General features: G+C 40.4%; 22 protein-coding genes and 1 other RNA gene. 16 read left to right on the top strand and 7 right to left on the bottom strand.

The window, feature by feature from the left end:
• Window positions 1–6 precede the first annotated feature (6 nt).
• On the top strand, window positions 7–264 hold the full coding sequence (locus tag L0P31_RS07190) for a DUF896 family protein (RefSeq protein WP_000371291.1): 258 nt from the start codon (window positions 7–9) through the stop codon (window positions 262–264).
• Window positions 265–380: 116 nt separating this feature from the next.
• Here the strand turns inward: L0P31_RS07190 and L0P31_RS07185 are convergent, their stop codons facing one another.
• Genes L0P31_RS07185 through L0P31_RS07175 form a run of 3 tightly spaced genes read right to left on the bottom strand, consistent with a single transcriptional unit; the run spans window position 381 to window position 3,232 of the window.
• Window positions 381–1,625: an NAD(P)H-dependent oxidoreductase gene (locus L0P31_RS07185; protein WP_049500118.1), complete on the bottom strand. Its 1,245-nt coding sequence runs from the start codon at window positions 1,623–1,625 to the stop codon at window positions 381–383.
• 18 nt (window positions 1,626–1,643) lie between these two features.
• On the bottom strand, window positions 1,644–2,249 hold the full coding sequence (locus tag L0P31_RS07180; protein WP_000915951.1) for an NADPH-dependent FMN reductase: 606 nt from the start codon (window positions 2,247–2,249) through the stop codon (window positions 1,644–1,646).
• 59 nt (window positions 2,250–2,308) lie between these two features.
• The gene (locus L0P31_RS07175; RefSeq protein ID WP_084926630.1) at window positions 2,309–3,232 is read right to left on the bottom strand and encodes an FAD:protein FMN transferase; all 924 of its coding nucleotides are present in this window, start codon (window positions 3,230–3,232) and stop codon (window positions 2,309–2,311) included.
• A 310-nt stretch (window positions 3,233–3,542) separates the two neighbouring features.
• Here L0P31_RS07175 and nox point away from each other — a divergent pair, with 310 nt between their 5' ends.
• From nox to pdxT, 3 genes are all read left to right on the top strand, one after another.
• A complete protein-coding gene (gene nox / locus L0P31_RS07170) occupies window positions 3,543–4,922 on the top strand; it encodes a H2O-forming NADH oxidase (protein WP_238096312.1) in 1,380 nt (459 codons plus the stop codon).
• 151 nt (window positions 4,923–5,073) lie between these two features.
• Entirely contained in the window at window positions 5,074–5,949 is an 876-nt protein-coding gene (gene pdxS, locus L0P31_RS07165; RefSeq protein ID WP_000138517.1) for a pyridoxal 5'-phosphate synthase lyase subunit PdxS, read from the top strand.
• Window positions 5,950–6,531 carry a pyridoxal 5'-phosphate synthase glutaminase subunit PdxT gene (pdxT, locus tag L0P31_RS07160; RefSeq protein ID WP_238096310.1) on the top strand — a complete coding sequence of 194 codons (582 nt, stop codon included), beginning with the start codon at window positions 5,950–5,952 and terminating at the stop codon, window positions 6,529–6,531. It abuts the gene before it with no gap.
• Window positions 6,532–6,550: 19 nt separating this feature from the next.
• Here the strand turns inward: pdxT and trhA are convergent, their stop codons facing one another.
• Window positions 6,551–7,198, bottom strand: coding sequence for a PAQR family membrane homeostasis protein TrhA (gene trhA / locus L0P31_RS07155; RefSeq protein WP_238096308.1), 648 nt, complete (start codon window positions 7,196–7,198; stop codon window positions 6,551–6,553).
• A complete protein-coding gene (locus L0P31_RS07150; protein ID WP_238096306.1) occupies window positions 7,195–7,641 on the bottom strand; it encodes a DUF1836 domain-containing protein in 447 nt (148 codons plus the stop codon). The genes trhA and L0P31_RS07150 overlap by 4 nt, the downstream gene beginning before the upstream one ends.
• A 134-nt stretch (window positions 7,642–7,775) precedes the next feature.
• Here L0P31_RS07150 and L0P31_RS07145 point away from each other — a divergent pair, with 134 nt between their 5' ends.
• The 7 genes from L0P31_RS07145 to trxB all read left to right on the top strand — a co-directional run bounded on the left by L0P31_RS07145 (window position 7,776) and on the right by trxB (window position 12,128).
• A complete protein-coding gene (locus L0P31_RS07145) occupies window positions 7,776–8,270 on the top strand; it encodes a GNAT family N-acetyltransferase (RefSeq protein ID WP_033677458.1) in 495 nt (164 codons plus the stop codon).
• Window positions 8,270–8,779 carry a methylated-DNA--[protein]-cysteine S-methyltransferase gene (locus L0P31_RS07140; RefSeq protein WP_238096304.1) on the top strand — a complete coding sequence of 170 codons (510 nt, stop codon included), beginning with the start codon at window positions 8,270–8,272 and terminating at the stop codon, window positions 8,777–8,779. The genes L0P31_RS07145 and L0P31_RS07140 overlap by 1 nt, the downstream gene beginning before the upstream one ends.
• A gap of 12 nt (window positions 8,780–8,791) precedes the next feature.
• Window positions 8,792–9,148, top strand: coding sequence for an arsenate reductase family protein (locus L0P31_RS07135; protein ID WP_238096376.1), 357 nt, complete (start codon window positions 8,792–8,794; stop codon window positions 9,146–9,148).
• Between the two features lie 157 nt (window positions 9,149–9,305).
• On the top strand, window positions 9,306–10,106 hold the full coding sequence (locus tag L0P31_RS07130; RefSeq protein ID WP_001103447.1) for an amino acid ABC transporter permease: 801 nt from the start codon (window positions 9,306–9,308) through the stop codon (window positions 10,104–10,106).
• On the top strand, window positions 10,106–10,849 hold the full coding sequence (locus tag L0P31_RS07125; protein ID WP_238096302.1) for an amino acid ABC transporter ATP-binding protein: 744 nt from the start codon (window positions 10,106–10,108) through the stop codon (window positions 10,847–10,849). The genes L0P31_RS07130 and L0P31_RS07125 overlap by 1 nt, the downstream gene beginning before the upstream one ends.
• Window positions 10,850–10,926: 77 nt before the next feature.
• On the top strand, window positions 10,927–11,151 hold the full coding sequence (locus tag L0P31_RS07120; RefSeq protein WP_000926599.1) for a DUF4059 family protein: 225 nt from the start codon (window positions 10,927–10,929) through the stop codon (window positions 11,149–11,151).
• Window positions 11,152–11,216: 65 nt separating this feature from the next.
• On the top strand, window positions 11,217–12,128 hold the full coding sequence (gene trxB / locus L0P31_RS07115) for a thioredoxin-disulfide reductase (protein WP_238096301.1): 912 nt from the start codon (window positions 11,217–11,219) through the stop codon (window positions 12,126–12,128).
• Between the two features lie 39 nt (window positions 12,129–12,167).
• Here the strand turns inward: trxB and rlmB are convergent, their stop codons facing one another.
• Both rlmB and def read right to left on the bottom strand, forming a co-directional pair.
• Window positions 12,168–12,896, bottom strand: coding sequence for a 23S rRNA (guanosine(2251)-2'-O)-methyltransferase RlmB (rlmB, locus tag L0P31_RS07110; RefSeq protein WP_024057830.1), 729 nt, complete (start codon window positions 12,894–12,896; stop codon window positions 12,168–12,170).
• 44 nt (window positions 12,897–12,940) lie between these two features.
• Window positions 12,941–13,552, bottom strand: a complete 612-nt coding sequence (gene def, locus L0P31_RS07105) for a peptide deformylase (RefSeq protein ID WP_045611905.1) — start codon at window positions 13,550–13,552, stop codon at window positions 12,941–12,943.
• Between the two features lie 174 nt (window positions 13,553–13,726).
• Here def and L0P31_RS07100 point away from each other — a divergent pair, with 174 nt between their 5' ends.
• The 5 genes from L0P31_RS07100 to L0P31_RS07080 all read left to right on the top strand — a co-directional run bounded on the left by L0P31_RS07100 (window position 13,727) and on the right by L0P31_RS07080 (window position 18,678).
• Window positions 13,727–15,052 carry a CapA family protein gene (locus tag L0P31_RS07100; RefSeq protein WP_319799240.1) on the top strand — a complete coding sequence of 442 codons (1,326 nt, stop codon included), beginning with the start codon at window positions 13,727–13,729 and terminating at the stop codon, window positions 15,050–15,052.
• Between the two features lie 21 nt (window positions 15,053–15,073).
• The gene (locus L0P31_RS07095; RefSeq protein ID WP_000153519.1) at window positions 15,074–15,901 is read left to right on the top strand and encodes an HAD family hydrolase; all 828 of its coding nucleotides are present in this window, start codon (window positions 15,074–15,076) and stop codon (window positions 15,899–15,901) included.
• Window position 15,902: 1 nt separating this feature from the next.
• A complete protein-coding gene (locus L0P31_RS07090) occupies window positions 15,903–16,538 on the top strand; it encodes an SGNH/GDSL hydrolase family protein (protein ID WP_000290665.1) in 636 nt (211 codons plus the stop codon).
• A 61-nt stretch (window positions 16,539–16,599) separates the two neighbouring features.
• Window positions 16,600–16,947, top strand: a transfer-messenger RNA (tmRNA) gene (ssrA, locus tag L0P31_RS07085).
• 396 nt (window positions 16,948–17,343) lie between these two features.
• Complete coding sequence (locus L0P31_RS07080; RefSeq protein WP_000094601.1) at window positions 17,344–18,678, top strand: Nramp family divalent metal transporter; 1,335 nt, start codon at window positions 17,344–17,346, stop codon at window positions 18,676–18,678.
• Window positions 18,679–18,687: the final 9 nt, after the last annotated feature.

Raw genomic sequence — 18,687 nt, 5'->3', positions numbered from 1 at the left:
GAAGAAATGGATCCGAAAAAAATCGCTCGTATCAACGAGCTTGCCAAAAAGAAAAAAACAGAAGGCTTAACTTCTGCTGAAAAAGTGGAACAAGCTAAACTTCGTGAGGAGTATATCGAAGGCTATCGTCGCTCTGTTCGTCACCACATTGAAGGGATCAAAATTGTGGACGAAGAAGGAAACGATGTTACACCAGAGAAACTACGTCAAGTCCAACGTGAAAAAGGATTACATGGTCGTAGTCTCGACGACCCAAATTCATAATAAATATTCTTTCTTTTAACAAGGATAGATAAAATAATAACCAAAAGACTAGCAGTTTTTGTCTGCTAGTCTTTTTATCACTAAAAAAGGAACCAAGATGGTTCCCAAAGCTATTATTAGTTACTTGCTCCAGATGTAGCGTCTGCACCACCACCGTGGCCTCCAGCCTCACCTGCATCAGAAGCTCCAGATGTAGCATCTGCATCACCGTGACCATGTCCGCCAGCAGGAGCTGCAGCATTTCCACCAACTAGACGTTGACCAGTTGTATTGAGGTACCAATCAAGCCATGGTTGGAAGTTGAAGACTATTTCATTGATACCAGCGTATGATCCATCAGGATAGTACATAGCTTGATAGTTGTGAGTATTGATAACCCCTGCAGGAGATCCAGGAACGATTGTACGAACATATTCTTGATCACCATTACGCAGTACACCGACAACCCATTCAACATTTTTCATACGTCCACCGGGAAGTGAGTTATGGACAGTTGAGAGACGATTACCAGATTGAGATGGTACACGTTTAGCAAACATGGTGTTTGGATCTTGGTGAACATTATTGTAGTATAAGAATTGGTTGTTATCATCTGCAAATGTCAATTCAAATGGCATTGCTTTCAAGAACATATCGATTTGGTTAACAGTTAAGATACCATGATCTAGTTTGACATAGGTATCACCTGAAACCGCACCAGTAATTTCAGCAACTTTTTCAACCCATTCTGGATCATCGGGATCAACTTCTGTGATTGTGGTAGCAATTGGTCTGCCACAATCCAAATCTTCTGGTTCAATTGGTTTTGGTTTTTTCAATTTTGAAACAACTCCTACATATTTTACAAAATTATCCAAGCAAGTTTCGAGGAATTTAACTGTTCCTTCATTCGTGATATTGCCCTCTGCGTCAAAAGCTTCTTTGGCTTTACCAAGAAGGAATTCGTTTCCAGGAAGTGTATAGGCATTGACACCTGGAGCGTCAAGAATCTTACGAAGGTGAACTTGGGCACGAGAAGTACCTTGGTCGTAGTAAGAAGCTCCCACAATCATAACTGGTTTGTTTTCAAATGGATGAACTTCGTATGAAAGCCATTCAAGAACAGATTTAAGAGAAGCTGAGATTGTGTGGTTGTGCTCAGGAGTAGCGATAATGACACCATCAGCACGTGTAATTCTGTTATACAAGAGACGCAATTGGAAGCTTTCATCCCATTTTTCGTCTTGGTTAAACATTGGAACTTCATCAATTTCAAGAACTTCTAATTCAAATTTGAGTTTGAAGTGACGACGGATGAATTCCAAGAGTTTACGGTTATATGATTGATCGTAGTTTGATCCTACAAGTCCAACAAATTTCATTCTTTTTGGTCTCCTATCTTACAAATTTTCCCAGTCAAAGTCTTCAGCATCTTTGCGAAGTAGGGCTTGTGCGTTACGCAATTTTTCTGTGATTTTTACAAAGATACGGAAGTCGTCAAAAGTAGCATCCAGTTTTTTGATAACATCAAGATCCACTAGGTCTCCACTTGGGTTGAAGGCTTGAAGAGAATGTGAAAGCAAGAATTCATCTGGAAGGACACTTGCTTTAATTTCTGGAGCATTCAAGATTTGGCGAAGTTGTAATTGGGCACGTGATGAACCAAGCGTACCATATGAAGCACCTGTAATCATGATTGGTTTGTTCAAAAGTGGGTAAATACCATAAGACAACCAAGCAAGAGCGCTCATCAAAACAGCTGGGATAGAGTGGTCATACTCAGGAGTACCGATAATAACGCCATCTGCCTCTTCAATTTTAGCAGCTATTTCTAGAATTTCAGCAGGTACTTGCTTGTCAGCTGGTTTATTGAAGACAGGAATGTCTTTAATTTCAACAAGTTCAATTTCAGCTTTTTCAGCAAAGTGTTTTTGCATGTATTGAAGCAATTGGCGGTTTGTAGAACGTTTTGAATTTGTTCCAACAATAGCAATAAGTTTTAACATGAGATTTCCTTTCTCTTTTTACATAATACGATTTTAAAACTCCATTGAAACATCTATTTCTATAGAGTAGGAATTCCTGAAGAACAGCTTAGGTGACCTTCCTTATCGATGAGGATAGCTTCGATGCCCTCCAAACTTTCGACTTGCCAGAGGATAGAAGCAGGTCTTTCTCCAAAGAGTCGAGTTGTCCAGATTTCTCCATCAACAGATTTATCAGAGATGATAGTTAGACTTGCTAGTTCCGTTTCAACAGGATATCCTGTTTGGCTGTCAAAAATGTGATGGTAATCTTTTCCATCGACTGTCAGGTGACGTTCATAAATGCCTGAAGTGACGACAGATTGATTGACAACGGGGATGGTCATTAAGTGATTTCCCCGAGGATTGGCTGGGTCTTGAATCCCGATTTGCCAAGGTTGATTTCCTCTTGCCTGATTTTTTCCAATAGTCAGGATATTCCCTCCCAGATTGATCAAGGCAGATGTTACTCCCTCTTCTCTCAGAAATTGGGCAACTTTATCCGCACTATAACCCTTGGCTAAACAACCAAGATCAATCTTCATTCCTTTCTGTTTCAAGAATACAGTGTAAGTAGAAGAATCTAACTCGATAGAATGAGGATTGATTAAAGGAAGTACCGATTCAATTTCTTGAGGTTGTGCGACTTTGGCATCCGAAAAACCGATGCGCCAGGTTTGAATTAAGGGACCAATACTGATGTTGAGATGGCTAGAGGGCGCTAGGCTATGCTCTAAACCAAGTGAAATCAGTTCAAACAGGTCTGGATGAACCTTGACAGGAGCTATTCCAGCTTGATAATTGATTTCCATCAACTCAGATTCTTGGCTATTGGCGTTGAAGCGGTATTCGAGCTCTTTGAGCAAATCAAAGGATTTTTGGAGCAAGATATCTGCTCGCTCATCCACTAATGAAATAGTGATAGTGGTTCCCATTAGCCGTTCGGAATGTGAACTAAGAGGCAAGCTACCAACTCCTTTCTCTTATGAAAAGAAGGCTGAAATATAGTAAATTTATATTAAATTTAACCCCTTACATTTTCTTTCCATGATACTAGCATACCATAAAGTCAGCGTTTTCACAAATAAAATTTGTAAAGTTGTCAAGAAATATGCTCAGAAAATATAAAGAGTAATTGTAAGAAAGGCTGATAAAATACAGATTATTTACACTTTTTTACAAAAAAATCGGGAAAATTAGCTAAACTCTTGTAAACGCTAACAGTAAATGTTATACTAGAAGAGTAAATTTTAAATTAAAGGTAGGAATTTTTCTATGAGTAAAATCGTTGTAGTTGGTGCTAACCACGCTGGTACAGCATGTATTAATACTATGTTGGATAATTTTGGTAATGAGAACGAAATTGTTGTATTCGACCAAAACTCTAACATCTCTTTCCTAGGATGTGGAATGGCCCTTTGGATCGGTGAACAAATTGACGGTGCTGAAGGCTTGTTCTATTCTGATAAAGAAAAATTGGAAGCTAAGGGTGCTAAGGTTTACATGAATTCCCCAGTTCTTTCAATCGACTATGATAACAAAGTAGTTACAGCTGAAGTTGAAGGAAAAGAACACAAAGAATCATACGAGAAATTGATTTTTGCTACGGGTTCTACACCAATCTTGCCACCAATCGAAGGTGTTGAAATTGTTAAAGGAAACCGCGAATTTAAAGCAACTCTTGAAAACGTACAATTCGTGAAATTGTACCAAAATGCTGAAGAAGTTATCAATAAACTTGCTGACAAGAGCCAACACCTCGACCGTATTGCCGTTGTTGGTGGTGGTTACATCGGTGTTGAACTTGCTGAAGCCTTTGAGCGTCTTGGAAAAGAAGTTGTCCTTGTTGATATCGTTGATACTGTTTTGAACGGTTACTATGACAAAGACTTCACACAAATGATGGCGAAGAACTTGGAAGACCACAACATTCGCTTGGCTCTTGGTCAAACTGTTAAAGCAATCGAGGGTGACGGTAAAGTTGAACGCTTGATTACTGATAAAGAAACTTTCGATGTGGATATGGTTATCCTTGCAGTTGGTTTCCGTCCAAATACTGCTCTTGCTGATGGTAAGATTGAACTCTTCCGTAACGGTGCTTTCCTTGTAAACAAGAAACAAGAAACTTCACTTCCTGGTGTATTTGCTGTTGGAGACTGTGCGACTGTTTATGACAACGCTCGTAAAGATACAAGCTACATCGCACTTGCTTCAAACGCAGTTCGTACTGGTATTGTTGGTGCTTACAATGCTTGTGGACATGAATTGGAAGGAATCGGTGTTCAAGGTTCAAACGGTATCTCAATCTACGGTCTTCACATGGTTTCAACTGGTTTGACTCTTGAAAAAGCTAAAGCTGCTGGTTACAACGCAACTGAAACAGGATTTAACGATCTTCAAAAACCAGAATTCATGAAACATGATAACCATGAAGTAGCCATCAAGATTGTCTTTGACAAAGATAGCCGTGAAATTCTTGGTGCACAAATGGTTTCACGCGATTCTGCAATCAGCATGGGAATCCACATGTTCTCACTTGCTATCCAAGAACATGTGACAATTGATAAATTGGCATTGACAGACCTATTCTTCTTGCCACACTTCAACAAACCATATAACTACATCACAATGGCTGCCCTTACAGCTGAAAAATAAAATTTGATGAACTATCTGGCCTTAAGCTAAGGTCAGATAGTTTTTTAATCAATGTGTACCCATACAATTACATTATTTTTATCTTGTGATTCCTTCTAATCTAACTTAAAATGAAATGGTAGCTACCAATACAAATGATGAGGATAAAGAAATGACTGAAAATCGTTATGAACTAAATAAAAACTTGGCGCAGATGCTCAAGGGTGGGGTTATCATGGACGTTCAGAACCCTGAACAAGCCCGTATTGCAGAGGCTGCTGGTGCGGCAGCTGTGATGGCCTTGGAACGAATTCCGGCTGATATCCGTGCGGCTGGTGGGGTTTCCCGTATGAGTGATCCAAAGATGATTAAGGAAATCCAAGAAGCGGTTAGCATTCCAGTAATGGCCAAGGTCAGAATCGGGCACTTTGTTGAAGCTCAGATTTTAGAGGCTATTGAAATTGACTATATCGATGAGAGTGAAGTTTTATCTCCAGCTGACGACCGTTTCCATGTGGATAAGAAAGAATTCCAAGTTCCTTTTGTCTGTGGAGCTAAGGATTTGGGCGAAGCCTTGCGTCGTATCGCTGAAGGTGCTTCTATGATTCGTACCAAAGGAGAACCGGGTACGGGGGATATCGTCCAAGCTGTTCGTCATATGCGTATGATGAATCAGGAAATTCGCCGCATTCAAAACCTACGTGAGGACGAACTTTATGTTGCTGCTAAGGACTTACAAGTCCCTGTAGAATTGGTTCAATACGTCCATGAGCATGGAAAATTGCCAGTTGTAAACTTTGCTGCTGGAGGTGTTGCAACACCAGCAGATGCCGCGCTGATGATGCAATTAGGGGCAGAAGGTGTATTTGTCGGTTCAGGTATTTTCAAGTCAGGAGATCCTGTTAAACGAGCGAGTGCCATTGTCAAAGCGGTAACCAATTTCCGAAATCCTCAGATCCTAGCTCAAATCTCTGAAGATCTAGGAGAAGCCATGGTGGGTATTAATGAAAATGAAATCCAAATTCTCATGGCTGAGCGAGGGAAATAGATGAAAATTGGAATATTGGCCTTGCAAGGTGCCTTTGCAGAACATGCAAAAGTGCTAGATCAATTAGGTGTCGAGAGTGTTGAAATCAGAAATCTAGATGATTTTCAGAAACATCAGAGTGATTTGTCGGGATTGATATTACCTGGTGGAGAATCTACAACCATGGGCAAGCTCTTACGTGAGCAGGACATGCTGATTCCCATTCGAGAAGCCATTCTATCTGGCTTACCAGTGTTTGGGACCTGTGCAGGTTTAATTTTGCTGGCTAAGGAAATTACTTCTCAGGAAGAGAGTCATCTAGGAACTATGGATATGGTAGTCGAGCGCAATGCCTATGGGCGCCAACTAGGAAGTTTCTATACGGAAGCAGAATGTAAGGGAGTTGGCAAGATTCCGATGACCTTTATTCGCGGGCCGATTATCAGTAGTGTTGGAGAAGATGTAGAAATTCTAGCAACAGTTGACAATCAAATCGTTGCAGCCCAAGAAAAAAATATGTTTGTAACTTCTTTTCATCCAGAATTGACTGATGATGTGCGCTTGCACCAGTACTTTATCAATATGTGTAAAGAAAAAAGTTGAGAAAAAATTCTCAACTTTTTTACATGTAATAAACAATGGCAATGTATTGGAGGGCAGATGCTGCTAGGATAAAGAGATGCCAAATCATGTGGAAATAAGGTTTTTTCTTGGCGTAAAATCCAGCCCCAACTGTATAACAGAGTCCGCCAGTTACCATGAGACTCCAGAAAATTGGCGTTGTTTGACTGATAATGGCAGGAATGATAGTCAGAACCAACCAGCCCATAATCAGGTAAAGAGCAAGGCTAAATTTCTCATTGACCGTTTTAGCAAAGATTTTATAGAGAATACCAAAGATGGTCGTTCCCCACTGGATGGCAATAATTAGATAGCCAAACCAGTTATTCATCAAGGTTAAGACGACTGGCGTGTATGAGCCTGCAATAGCAACATAAATCATAGAATGATCAATGATTCTCAAGACATATTTATGGGTCGAACCATAGGCCATAGAGTGATAAATGGTGGATGATAGAAACATGAGAAAGAGACTAATAACGAAAATGGAAACGCCGATAGATGATAAAAATCCATGTGTCTCATAACTATAGGTGGATGAAATGGGGAGTAAGATGAGCATGATGACTGCTCCTACGGCATGGGTCACACTATTAGCAATCTCCTCTCCGAAACTGAGTTGTTTACTGAGTTTAAGACTAGTGTTCATTTGATTACCTCCTCTTGAGTATGATGGATTAAGGCTAGAGTTTGATGATAGAGTTTAACGGTTTGACAACTACTTTGGATAATAGGGTTAGCTGGGTCAATTCCTTGGTTCATATAGTCCACAAAAGCATCGTAGAGTTGGTCTGAACTGGCTTGACTTTGGAGAGTATTCAGTGTCTGAGCTATTTCTTGAATCGAAAAGACAGACTTGAGGGTTGTGATAGCAATCAAACGGGCAATCTGTTGGCGTTGGTATTTTTTCTTGTCGGGCTTTGTCAGATAACCATGTTTCACATAATTGTTGACCATGGATGCTGTTAGTCCCTTGTCTTTATCTGGAGAGACAGGAGCGCAGACTTGATTGACATAGAGCAAAACCTGATCCAGATAGAGGTCAATGTTTGGAATTTCTGCCCATTTAGGGTAGGAAAAGGTGGTTTTCATTTCCAACTCCTTTTTATCTAGTTTTAATAACTAGATTATAAAATAATAAAAACAGAAAGTCAAGTTTTAACTGCTTGTGAAAAGGCTTAAATTATGCTATGATGGGAGAAAGTAGTCAGAAATGAGGAGAAAAGATGGAGATTCGATTAGCTTTTCCAAATGAAGTAGATGCCATCATGCAGGTGATGGAGGATGCTAAAAAATGTTTAGCGGATGCTGGTAGTGACCAGTGGCAAAATGGTTATCCAAATGCTGATATTATTATTGAGGATATTATCTCAGGTCAAGCCTACGTAGCCTTGGAAGAGGGAGAACTACTAGCTTATGCAGCTGTGACCAAAAGTCCAGAGGCAGCCTATGAAGCCATTTATGAAGGAAAATGGCAAGCTGGAGAGTCAGAGTACCTAGTCTTTCACCGTATTGCTGTGGCAGCAGATGTCCAGGGACAGGGGGTTGCTCAGACTTTCCTAGAAGGCTTGATTGAAGGATTTGATTACCTGGATTTTCGCTCAGATACGCATGTTGCAAACAAGGCCATGCAGCATATTTTTGAAAAACTAGGTTTTAAACAGGTTGGTAAGGTTCCAGTTGATGGCGAACGCCTGGCCTATCAAAAATTGAAGAAATAATGCAAAAGAAGTACGTAAAAATGCTCTACTTTTCGCCAATAGGAACCTTGTCTTTGGTTGCCGACGAGCAATATCTGTATGGCATTTGGATGCAGGAGCAGAAGCATTTTGAGAGAGGACTAGGAGATGAGACGATAGAAGCAGTTGTTAGTCATCCCATTTTAGACCCAGTTATTGCTTGCTTAGATGGTTACTTTAAAGGCAAGTCTCAGGATTTATCCAACTTGCCCTTGGCTCCAATCGGAACGGATTTTGAAAAGCGAGTTTGGTCCTATTTACAGGGAATTCCTTATGGCCAGACAGTGACCTATGGACAAATTGCTCAAGAGCTGCAAGTAGATTCTGCTCAAGCAATTGGTGGAGCAGTGGGACGCAATCCTTGGTCTATCCTAGTACCTTGTCACCGTGTGCTGGGAGCAGGCAAGCGTCTGACAGGTTATGCTGCAGGAGTGGAAAAGAAAGCATGGCTATTGGAGCATGAAGGCGCAGATTTTAAAGATATAAAATAGAAAGTGAAAGACATGTTAGAATTTATCGAATACCCAAAATGTTCAACTTGTAAAAAAGCAAAACAAGAATTAAACCAACTCGGTGTGGACTACAAAGCTGTTCACATCGTGGAAGAAACACCTAGCCAAGAAGTCATTTTAAACTGGATAGAAACCTCAGGTTTTGAGTTGAAGCAATTTTTCAACACCAGTGGGATCAAATACCGTGAATTAGGGTTGAAAGATAAGGTGGGAAGTCTGTCAAATCAAGAAGCAGCCGAGTTGCTAGCAAGCGACGGAATGTTGTTAAAACGGCCCATTTTAGTAGAAAATGGAACTGTTAAGCAAATTGGTTATCGAAAACCTTATGAAGAATTGGGATTGAAATAGTTTTTATCTATCTCTTTGATAGATAAAATATATAGCCTCCCTGTTTCAAAGTATGATAAACTAGTAGGTAGACAAAGTCTGTATCTGACCGTAGCAAATAATTTCATTGACGGCAGAAGTATGGTAGAATGAATCATTATCAGGAGAGGATGTTTTTATGAATGTTACAACGATTTTAGCATCAGATTGGTACCAAAACTTGATGCAATTGATTCCGGATGGTAAGCTGTTTAGCCTGCGTTCGGTCTTTGATGGGATTCCGAGAATTGTCCAACAACTTCCAACAACGATTATGTTGACAATTGGTGGTGCTCTTTTTGGCTTGGTTTTGGCACTTCTTTTTGCCATTGTGAAGATCAATCGTGTCAAGATTTTATACCCCTTGCAGGCCTTCTTCGTTAGTTTCTTAAAAGGGACACCGATTTTGGTCCAACTCATGTTGACCTACTACGGAATTCCTTTGGCTTTGAAAGCTCTCAATCAGCAATGGGGAACTGGTTTCAATATCAATGCGATTCCAGCGGCTGTTTTTGCGATTGTCGCCTTTGCCTTTAATGAGGCAGCTTATGCGAGTGAAACCATTCGTGCAGCGATTCTCTCAGTCAATCCTGGTGAGATTGAGGCGGCACGCAGTCTGGGTATGACCCGAGCACAAGTTTATCGACGAGTGATTATTCCAAATGCAGCAGTTGTGGCAACTCCAACCTTAATCAATTCCCTAATCGGATTGACCAAGGGAACTTCCCTAGCCTTTAGTGCGGGTGTTGTGGAAGTCTTTGCCCAAGCTCAGATTTTGGGTGGAGCCGATTATCGCTATTTTGAACGCTTTATCTCCGTTGCCCTTGTTTATTGGGTAGTCAATATCGGAATTGAAAGCCTCGGTCGTTTCATCGAGAGAAAAATGGCTATTTCTGCACCTGATACAGTGCAGACAGATGTGAAAGGAGACCTTCGTTAATGATTAAGATTTCGAATTTAAGCAAATCCTTTTCAGGACAGACTGTCTTGGATCATCTGGACTTGGATATTCAAAAAGGGGAAGTTGTAGCCTTGATTGGTTCTTCAGGAGCTGGAAAATCAACTTTTCTTCGCAGTCTCAATTATCTTGAAACACCTGACAGTGGCTCTATTCAGATTGATGATTTCGCAGTTGATTTTTCTAAAATTACTCAAGAAGAAATCCTTTCTCTACGCCGTAAGCTGTCTATGGTTTTCCAACAGTTTAATTTGTTTGAACGCCGAACAGCAATTGATAATGTGAAAGAAGGCTTGGTTGTGGTTAAGAAATTATCTGACCAAGAAGCGACTAAGATTGCCAAGGAAGAGTTGGCTAAGGTTGGGCTTTCTGACCGTGAAAACCATTACCCTCGCCATTTATCAGGTGGACAGAAGCAACGGGTTGCCTTGGCGCGTGCTCTCGCTATGAAACCAGATGTCTTGCTCTTAGACGAACCAACTTCAGCTCTTGACCCAGAATTGGTCGGTGAAGTAGAAAAATCTATTGCAGATGCTGCTAAGTCAGGTCAAACCATGATTTTGGTTAGTCATGATATGTCCTTTGTAGCCCAAGTTGCGGATAAGATTCTCTTCTTAGATAAGGGGAAAATCATCGAATCTGGAACACCGGATGAGATTATCCACCATCCTAAAGAAGAGCGAACAAAAGAATTCTTTGCTAGTTACAAACGGACTTATATTTGATATAATAGATAAAGGAAAACTCAGTTAGTTGGACTAGCTGAGTTTACTCTTTAAAAAAGATAGAAATGAGAGAAATCATGCTACTGCAACTATTTTCTTTATATTTCGAGAGTTTGATCTTGACCACCATCCTCGTCCTGATTTTTTTAGGGATTTGGATTGGACTGAGAGCCATGTCGGGAGTTGATAAGACAGCCAAGGCTCGCCAAGCACATCTCTATGATATGATTATGATTGGTGTCTTGGTTGTTCCAGTATTATCCTTTGCGGTTATGAGTTTAATTCTTGTTTTCAAGGCATAATCCTTGCATGATTGACAAGAAAGAGTTAGAATAAAGATAGTTACAACAAGAAAGAAGGAAACTATATGTACGATACTATTATTATCGGTGCTGGTCCTGCAGGAATGACTGCAGCCTTGTATGCTGCTCGAAGCAATCTCAAAGTAGGCTTGATTGAAGGTGGTCTGCCAGGTGGTCAGATGAATAATACCTCTGATATCGAAAATTACCCAGGATACGCTAATATTAGTGGGCCAGAATTGGCAGAAAAAATGTTTGAACCGCTTGAAAATCTTGGTGTTGAGCACATTTATGGTTATGTTGAAAATGTAGAAGACCATGGTGATTTTAAGAAAGTGATGACTGATGTCCAAACATATGAAACACGTACAGTTATCGTAGCAACTGGTTCTAAACACCGTCCTTTGGGAGTACCTGGAGAAGAAGAACTGAACAGTCGTGGTGTTTCTTACTGTGCCGTGTGTGATGGTGCTTTCTTCCGTGACCAAGATTTGTTGGTAGTTGGTGGTGGAGATTCAGCTGTTGAAGAAGCCCTCTTCTTGACTCGTTTTGCTAAGACTGTTACCATTGTTCACCGTCGTGACCAACTTCGCGCCCAAAAGGTTTTACAAGACCGCGCCTTTGCGAATGAGAAAATCAGCTTTATCTGGGACTCTGTAGTCAAGCAAATCAAGGGTGAAAACCGAGTAGAATCTGTCGTCTTTGAAAATGTGAAAACAGGTCAAGTGACAGAACAAGCCTTCGGTGGTGTCTTTATCTATGTTGGTTTGGACCCTCTTAGCGATTTTGTTAAAGAATTGAATATCCAAGATCAGGCTGGTTGGATTGTGACAGATAACCACATGAAAACTGCAGTTGATGGTATCTTTGCCGTTGGAGATGTTCGTTTGAAAGACCTTCGCCAAGTGACAACAGCAGTTGGAGATGGAGCTATCGCTGGTCAAGAAGCTTACAAGTTTATCACCGAACATAGTTAATCATAAAAAAAGTTTCCAATCAGATGACTGGAAACTTTTTTATAGTCTATTTCGAAAAACTTCGTACATGAGAATGGCTGCAGCAACACTGGCATTGAGACTTTGAACATGTCCATTCATCGGAATGGTAATCATCTCATCGACCTGTTTTTTGATGTTACTAGAGATTCCTTTTCCTTCATTTCCGATGATGAGGGCTATTTTCCCTTTTGTATTCCACTTGTGGCAAGGAGTACCATTCATATCCGTTCCAAAGGTCCAGAATCCTTCATCCTTGAGTTTGTCCAGAGTTTGGCTCAGATTGGTCACTCGAGCAATTGGAACGTGCTCAATAGCACCTGTGGCCGTTTTAGCAACGACAGGAGTAACTCCGACAGCACGGTGCTTGGGAATGATGACACCTGAAACATTGGTCGCATCAGCGGTTCTTAAGATGGAACCTAAGTTGTGGGGATCAGTTAGACCATCCAGAATCAATAGCAGTGGATTTTCTTCTTGGCGTGTTTTGGCAAGGATGTGATCCAGCTCGCTATAGGCAAATTCAGACACTCGTAGAACAAAACCTTGATGAACAGCACCTTCAGTCATCTCAGTGAGGGATTTTTTTGAGGTCCAAGAAATGGATACCTTCTTTTCTGTAGCCAGTTCCTTGACTTTCTCAACATTCTTACCTCGGAGATCTTCTTGGAGGTAAAGTTTGTTCCCTGTGTTTGCAAGGAGGGCTTCGGTAACGGCGTGGACGCCATAGACAATATCATTTGTTTTCATGCCTCTATTATAACACAAAACCCCGTCTTGCAACGGGATTTTATTTATTCAAGAATCAGTAGACCATCTTTAACTTCAAATGGGTCTTTTTCATTGATACGATCGTAAAACATGATTCCGTTGATGTGGTCAATTTCATGCTGAACAACGATGGAGTTGTAGCCTTTGAGCTTGATACGGTGTTTTTCGCCGTCCTTGTCAAAGTAGTCAACAGTAACGCGAGCATGGCGAACAACATAGCCAGGCACATTGCGGTCAACAGAGAGGCAACCTTCTCCTTCGCCAAGAGCAGCGTCTTGAACAGAGTGAGAGACGATTTTTGGATTGTACATAATGGCTTGTAAGTCGTAGGCTTCCTGCGGAGTTTCACCTTCTTCAACAATATTAGGCACCAAAACAGCGATAATGCGTTTTGAGATATCTAATTGAGGAGCAGCAAGTCCAACCCCCCCGCGGAGTCCCATCTTTTCAGCCATGACAGGATCTTGAGAATGTTTCAGGAATTGCATCATCTTTTCGCCAAGAATGATTTCTTGATCAGACAAGGGGAAAGTAACTTCCTCAGCAACTGCGCGAAGAGTCGGATTCCCCTCGCGGATAATATCGTTCATATCAATTAAGTGAGCAGCTTTTGTAATACGTTCTATAGCAGACATTTTCTCTCCTTTCATTACCTCTACATGATATCACAAAATGACAAGGATTGAAAGCATTACGGCATCGAGCTTTTATAGAAAATGCCTAGTAGGTTCGATTCAATTGTGAAAGAATTACTTATCTGTGATATAATAAAAAGAAAAGGCTTGCATTAGAAAGTAGGGAGAATGAAGATGCAAAGAAGACAAGATAGACATAAACGTGGACCGGTTTTTCGTTTTATGAGGGGTTTTGTAAACTTTTTTAGGAGTTATCGCAAGTGGAGTAATAAGGGATTTGTGGCCATACTCTTGCTAGCAGTTGCTTTATCAATGGGCTTGGTCTTGTTGTTTGAAAGCTTCCAAGGAATTCCTTTAACCAGTCAAAAAAAGGATGCCATTTCTCAAGAAGCTAATAAGACCAATCAAAATGCTAAAGATCAGGAAGAGGAAAAAACTGCTAGAATTATGGCCAACGGAGACCTCCTCTATCATATTCCCATCTATCGTTCTGCTTTAAAAGAAGATGGAACCTATGATTTTCATGAAAATTATGATTATGTGAAACCATGGCTCAAACAAGCGGACTTGATTATAGGTGATTTTGAAGGTACTGTTAACAAGGACCACTATTTGGCAGGTTATCCTCTCTTTAATGCACCTGGTGAAGTTATGGATGCCATCAAGGATGCCGGTTATCAAGTGCTAGACTTGGCGCATAACCATATCCTAGATTCACAAATAGAAGGTGTGGTTTCAACAGCAGATGCTATTGAGAAGGCAGGAATGACACCTATTGGAGTGTATACGCATGAGTCACGTGATCAAGCTCCACTGGTTATCAAGGAAGTGAACGGCATCAAGGTTGCACTTTTAGCCTATTCTTATGGTTTTAATGGAATTGAGCAAAGTATTTCTCAAGAAGACTATAACCGCTATCTTTCAGACCTAAATGAAGACAAGATGAAGGCTGAAATTGAACGAGCAGAGAAGGAAGCAGATATCACCATTATCATGCCTCAGATGGGTGTGGAGTATCGCTTGGAACCAACTGAAGAACAAAAGGCTCTTTATCACAAGATGATCGATTGGGGAGCTGATATTATCTTTGGAGGGCACCCTCACGTAGTTGAACCATCTGAAACGGTTGAAAAAGATGGGGACAAGAAACTCATTATCTATTCAATGGGGAACTTCATTTCCAATCAACGAATTGAAACCATGCAAGATGAAGAGAATGCTAAGTGGACAGAGCGTGGCGTGCTCATGGATGTGACTGTTAAGAAAAAAGCCGGTAAGACGACAATCGAAACTGCCAAAGCGCATCCTTCTTGGGTAAACCGTACACCAAAAGGAACCTATTCTCCAGAAGGTTATCCACTATTCCTATACCAAACTTATATCTTAGAAGATTTTATCGAGGGTGGTAGTCATCGTGACCAGTTAGATGAAGCGACTAAGGAACGAATTGATACAGCCTACAAAGAAATGAACGAACATGTGGGATTGAAGTGGGACTAGCTTGAATCCAGAGGAAAGTAAATGACGATTAAGGTAATTGCAACAGATATGGATGGGACCTTGCTGGATGCTAGAGGCCAGCTTGATCTCCCACGTTTGGAAAAGATTTTAGATCAGTTGGATCAAAGGGGTATTCGTTTTGTCATTGCGACTGGGAATGAAATTCACCGCATGAGGCAACTACTGGAGCACTTGGTCGATCGGGTGGTTCTGGTTGTTGCAAACGGTGCTCGTATTTTTGAAAACAATGAACTGATTCAGGCTCAGACTTGGGATGATGCCATTGTCGATAAGGCTTTGGCTCATTTTAAGGGTCGAGCGTGTCAGGATCAGTTTGTTGTAACGTCTATGAAGGGTGGTTTCGTCAAAGAAGGTACGATTTTTACAGACCTTGAAAGTTTTATGACTCCAGAAATGATTGAAAAATTCTACCAACGGATGCAATTTGTGGACGAATTAACCTCTGACCTCTTTGGTGGTGTGCTCAAGATGAGTATGGTTGTTGGTGAGGAACGTTTGAGTTCGGTCTTGGAAGAAATCAATGACCTCTTTGATGGCCGTGTTCGTGCTGTATCGAGTGGCTATGGTTGCATTGATATCCTTCAAGCTGGAATTCATAAAGCATGGGGCTTGGAAGAATTACTCAAGCGCTGGGACTTGACCTCCCAACAAATCATGGCTTTTGGTGACAGTGAAAATGATGTTGAAATGCTTGAAATGGCTGGAATTGCCTATGCGATGGAAAATGCTGATGATAAAGCCAAAGCTGTGGCTACTGCTCTAGCGCCAGCCAATAGCCAAGGAGGAGTTTATCAAATCTTGGAAAACTGGTTAGAAAAAGGAGAATGAAGTGGCAGTACAGTTATTAGAAAATTGGTTACTAAAGGAACAAGAAAAAATCCAAACCAAGTATCGTCACTTAAATCAGGTTTCTGTTGTAGAGCCAGACATTCTTTTTATTGGGGATTCCATTGTCGAATATTATCCTCTGCAGGAACTATTTGGGACTTCGAAGACGATTGTCAATCGAGGCATTCGAGGGTATCAGACAGGGCTGTTATTAGAAAATCTAGATGCGCATCTGTACGGTGGAGCAGTAGATAAAATTGTCCTTTTGATTGGGACAAATGATATCGGAAAAGATGTGCCTGTGAATGAGGCTCTCAATAACCTCGAAGCTATCATACAATCCATTGCTCGCGATTATCCATTGACTGAGATTAAATTGCTTTCTATTTTGCCAGTCAATGAGGGAGAAGAGTACAAGCAGACAGTCTATATCCGCACGAATGAAAAAATTCAGAAATGGAATCAAGCCTATCAAGAGCTTGCTTCTGCCTATATGCAGGTAGAATTTGTGCCAGTTTTTGATAGTTTGACAGACCAGGCAGGTCAACTCAAAAAAGATTATACAACTGATGGGTTGCACCTTAGTGTTGCTGGTTATCAGGTTTTGACAAAATCTTTGAAAGACTATCTTTTGTAGTTAATTGCTTTCCTTTTTGCATTTTTGTGTTAGATAAGGTATAATGGTTTTATTGTCTTTTGGGGTCGTTACGGATTCGACAGGCATTATGAGGCATATTTTGCGACTCGTGTGGCGACGTAAACGCTCAGTTAAATATAACTGCAAAAAATAACACTTCTTACGCTCTAGCTGCCTAAAAACCAGCAGGCGTGACCCGATTTGGATTGCTCGTGTTCAATGACAGGTCTTATTATTAGCGAGATACGATCAAGTCTTGTCTAGCGGCTTGATAAGAGATTGATAGACTCGCGGTTTCTAGGCTTGAGTTATGTGTCGAGGGACTGTTAAACGAATACATAACCTATGGTTGTAGACAAATATGTTAGCAGGTGTTTGGACGTGGGTTCGACTCCCACCGGCTCCATTATTCCTTTGCATTCTTTTGCATTCCTTGGTAAAACGTTGTTAAATCAACGTTTTTTATTTTTTCTTTGGTATTCTTTTGCAAAAAAAGAATACAACATTTTGTTGTATCCTAAATATTAAATCAAGTCCTGAATTTTCTTAAGTTTTTATCATATTTTCTGTTATAATTAAGGTGCCTTAAGAAAAATAATGAAAAAACTAAATGTTTTTCATATGGTTTTCATTTTTGTGTTATAATTAAGGTGCCTTAAGAAAAATATTAAGGTACCTTAAGAAAAATAATGAAAAAACTAAATGTTTTTCATATAGTTTTCATTGTTTTAATAGTTTAAAGTCAATCTTATTTTTCTCTAATAGAAAATAATGAAAAAGTAGGTTTAGAAAGAGGTAAGTATCTATGTCTTCTCATAAAAAAGTGTCACTCTCTGAGATTAATCAATCTATCGATACTCCAAATAACAATCATTTCTGGCAAAATTTAAATGCCTTTTTAGGTCCGGGTGCTCTTGTCGCAGTTGGTTATATGGATCCAGGAAACTGGATTACCAGTGTAGTCGGTGGTGCTTCCTATAAGTATAGTCTCTTGTTTGTTATCTTGATTTCATCTCTCATTGCCATGCAACTTCAGCAGATGGCAGGAAAGCTTGGTATTGTAACCCAGATGGACCTGGCTCAAGCAACGGCTCATCATTCACCTAAATGGCTTCGTTATAGTCTATGGGTGATTTTAGAATTAGCCTTGATGGCGACAGATCTGGCAGAAGTTCTAGGTTCAGCGATTGCTCTCAATCTTCTCTTTAAGATTCCGATTATGATAGCAATTCTCTTGACCGTGTTGGATGTTTTTCTCTTATTGCTTCTGATGAAATTTGGCTTTAAGAAGATTGAAGCTATTGTGACAACACTGATTTTAACCATTCTAGCAATTTTTACCTATCTGGTAGCTTTGTCACATCCAAGCTTCCAAGGAATCGTTGAGGGTTATCTACCGAATGCAACCTTATTTGAAAGTCCCTTGCCAGGGCATGAAAGTCAATTAACCTTGGCACTAGGGATCGTGGGAGCAACGGTTATGCCCCATAACCTCTATTTGCATTCTTCCTTGTCACAAACTCGGAAAATCAATCACAAGGACAAGAATGATGTTCGAAAAGCCGTGCGCTTTATGACCTGGGATTCAAATCTCCAATTATCCTTGGCCTTTGTGGTTAACTCCCTTCTATTAATTCTCGGGGCGGCTCTCTTTTTCGGCCATGCATCTGAGATTTCTGCCTTCTCTCAAATGTATAATGCCTTGCAGGATTCTACTATTGCAGGAGCTATAGCTAGCTCGACCTTATCAACCTTGTTTGCCTTGGCTTTATTAGCCAGTGGTCAAAATTCGACAATTACGGGTACCTTGACTGGACAAATCGTTATGGAAGGTTTCTTGCATATGAGATTACCTCAATGGTTCATTCGTTTGGCAACTCGTCTCTTTGCCTTGTTGCCTGTCATGATTGTAGCGGTTCTGTTTGGTCATCAGGAAAAAACATTAGATCAGTTATTGGTTTATTCACAAGTCTTTCTTTCGATTGCTCTTCCATTTTCAATCTTCCCACTGATTTATCTAACTTCTAAGAAATCACTGATGGGAGAATTTACCAATGCTAAATGGAATACCATCCTTGGCTATATCGTTTCCATTATCTTAACAATTCTCAATGTGAAATTGCTATTTGATATTTTCTAAGAAATTCAC

Source organism: Streptococcus mitis (assembly GCF_022137125.1).
GTDB lineage: Bacteria > Bacillota > Bacilli > Lactobacillales > Streptococcaceae > Streptococcus > Streptococcus mitis_CE.
The sequence above is the reverse complement of the archived record's forward strand: the minus strand, read 5'-3'. Positions and strand labels throughout refer to the sequence as shown.

What these genes read in the sequence shown, in the direction of transcription:
- rlmB (WP_024057830.1), bottom strand. Translation starts at nt 12,896, where the DNA reads ATGAAAACAAATGATATTGTCTATGGCGTCCACGCCGTTACCGAAGCC.
- pdxS (WP_000138517.1), top strand. Translation starts at nt 5,074, where the DNA reads ATGACTGAAAATCGTTATGAACTAAATAAAAACTTGGCGCAGATGCTC.
- L0P31_RS07100 (WP_319799240.1), top strand. Translation starts at nt 13,727, where the DNA reads ATGCAAAGAAGACAAGATAGACATAAACGTGGACCGGTTTTTCGTTTT.
- L0P31_RS07130 (WP_001103447.1), top strand. Translation starts at nt 9,306, where the DNA reads ATGAATGTTACAACGATTTTAGCATCAGATTGGTACCAAAACTTGATG.
- L0P31_RS07135 (WP_238096376.1), top strand. Translation starts at nt 8,792, where the DNA reads ATGTTAGAATTTATCGAATACCCAAAATGTTCAACTTGTAAAAAAGCA.
- L0P31_RS07120 (WP_000926599.1), top strand. Translation starts at nt 10,927, where the DNA reads ATGCTACTGCAACTATTTTCTTTATATTTCGAGAGTTTGATCTTGACC.
- L0P31_RS07180 (WP_000915951.1), bottom strand. Translation starts at nt 2,249, where the DNA reads ATGTTAAAACTTATTGCTATTGTTGGAACAAATTCAAAACGTTCTACA.
- trxB (WP_238096301.1), top strand. Translation starts at nt 11,217, where the DNA reads ATGTACGATACTATTATTATCGGTGCTGGTCCTGCAGGAATGACTGCA.
- L0P31_RS07190 (WP_000371291.1), top strand. Translation starts at nt 7, where the DNA reads ATGGATCCGAAAAAAATCGCTCGTATCAACGAGCTTGCCAAAAAGAAA.
- trhA (WP_238096308.1), bottom strand. Translation starts at nt 7,198, where the DNA reads ATGAACACTAGTCTTAAACTCAGTAAACAACTCAGTTTCGGAGAGGAG.
- pdxT (WP_238096310.1), top strand. Translation starts at nt 5,950, where the DNA reads ATGAAAATTGGAATATTGGCCTTGCAAGGTGCCTTTGCAGAACATGCA.
- L0P31_RS07095 (WP_000153519.1), top strand. Translation starts at nt 15,074, where the DNA reads ATGACGATTAAGGTAATTGCAACAGATATGGATGGGACCTTGCTGGAT.
- L0P31_RS07185 (WP_049500118.1), bottom strand. Translation starts at nt 1,625, where the DNA reads ATGAAATTTGTTGGACTTGTAGGATCAAACTACGATCAATCATATAAC.
- L0P31_RS07080 (WP_000094601.1), top strand. Translation starts at nt 17,344, where the DNA reads ATGTCTTCTCATAAAAAAGTGTCACTCTCTGAGATTAATCAATCTATC.
- L0P31_RS07140 (WP_238096304.1), top strand. Translation starts at nt 8,270, where the DNA reads ATGCAAAAGAAGTACGTAAAAATGCTCTACTTTTCGCCAATAGGAACC.
- nox (WP_238096312.1), top strand. Translation starts at nt 3,543, where the DNA reads ATGAGTAAAATCGTTGTAGTTGGTGCTAACCACGCTGGTACAGCATGT.
- def (WP_045611905.1), bottom strand. Translation starts at nt 13,552, where the DNA reads ATGTCTGCTATAGAACGTATTACAAAAGCTGCTCACTTAATTGATATG.
- L0P31_RS07125 (WP_238096302.1), top strand. Translation starts at nt 10,106, where the DNA reads ATGATTAAGATTTCGAATTTAAGCAAATCCTTTTCAGGACAGACTGTC.
- L0P31_RS07145 (WP_033677458.1), top strand. Translation starts at nt 7,776, where the DNA reads ATGGAGATTCGATTAGCTTTTCCAAATGAAGTAGATGCCATCATGCAG.
- L0P31_RS07150 (WP_238096306.1), bottom strand. Translation starts at nt 7,641, where the DNA reads ATGAAAACCACCTTTTCCTACCCTAAATGGGCAGAAATTCCAAACATT.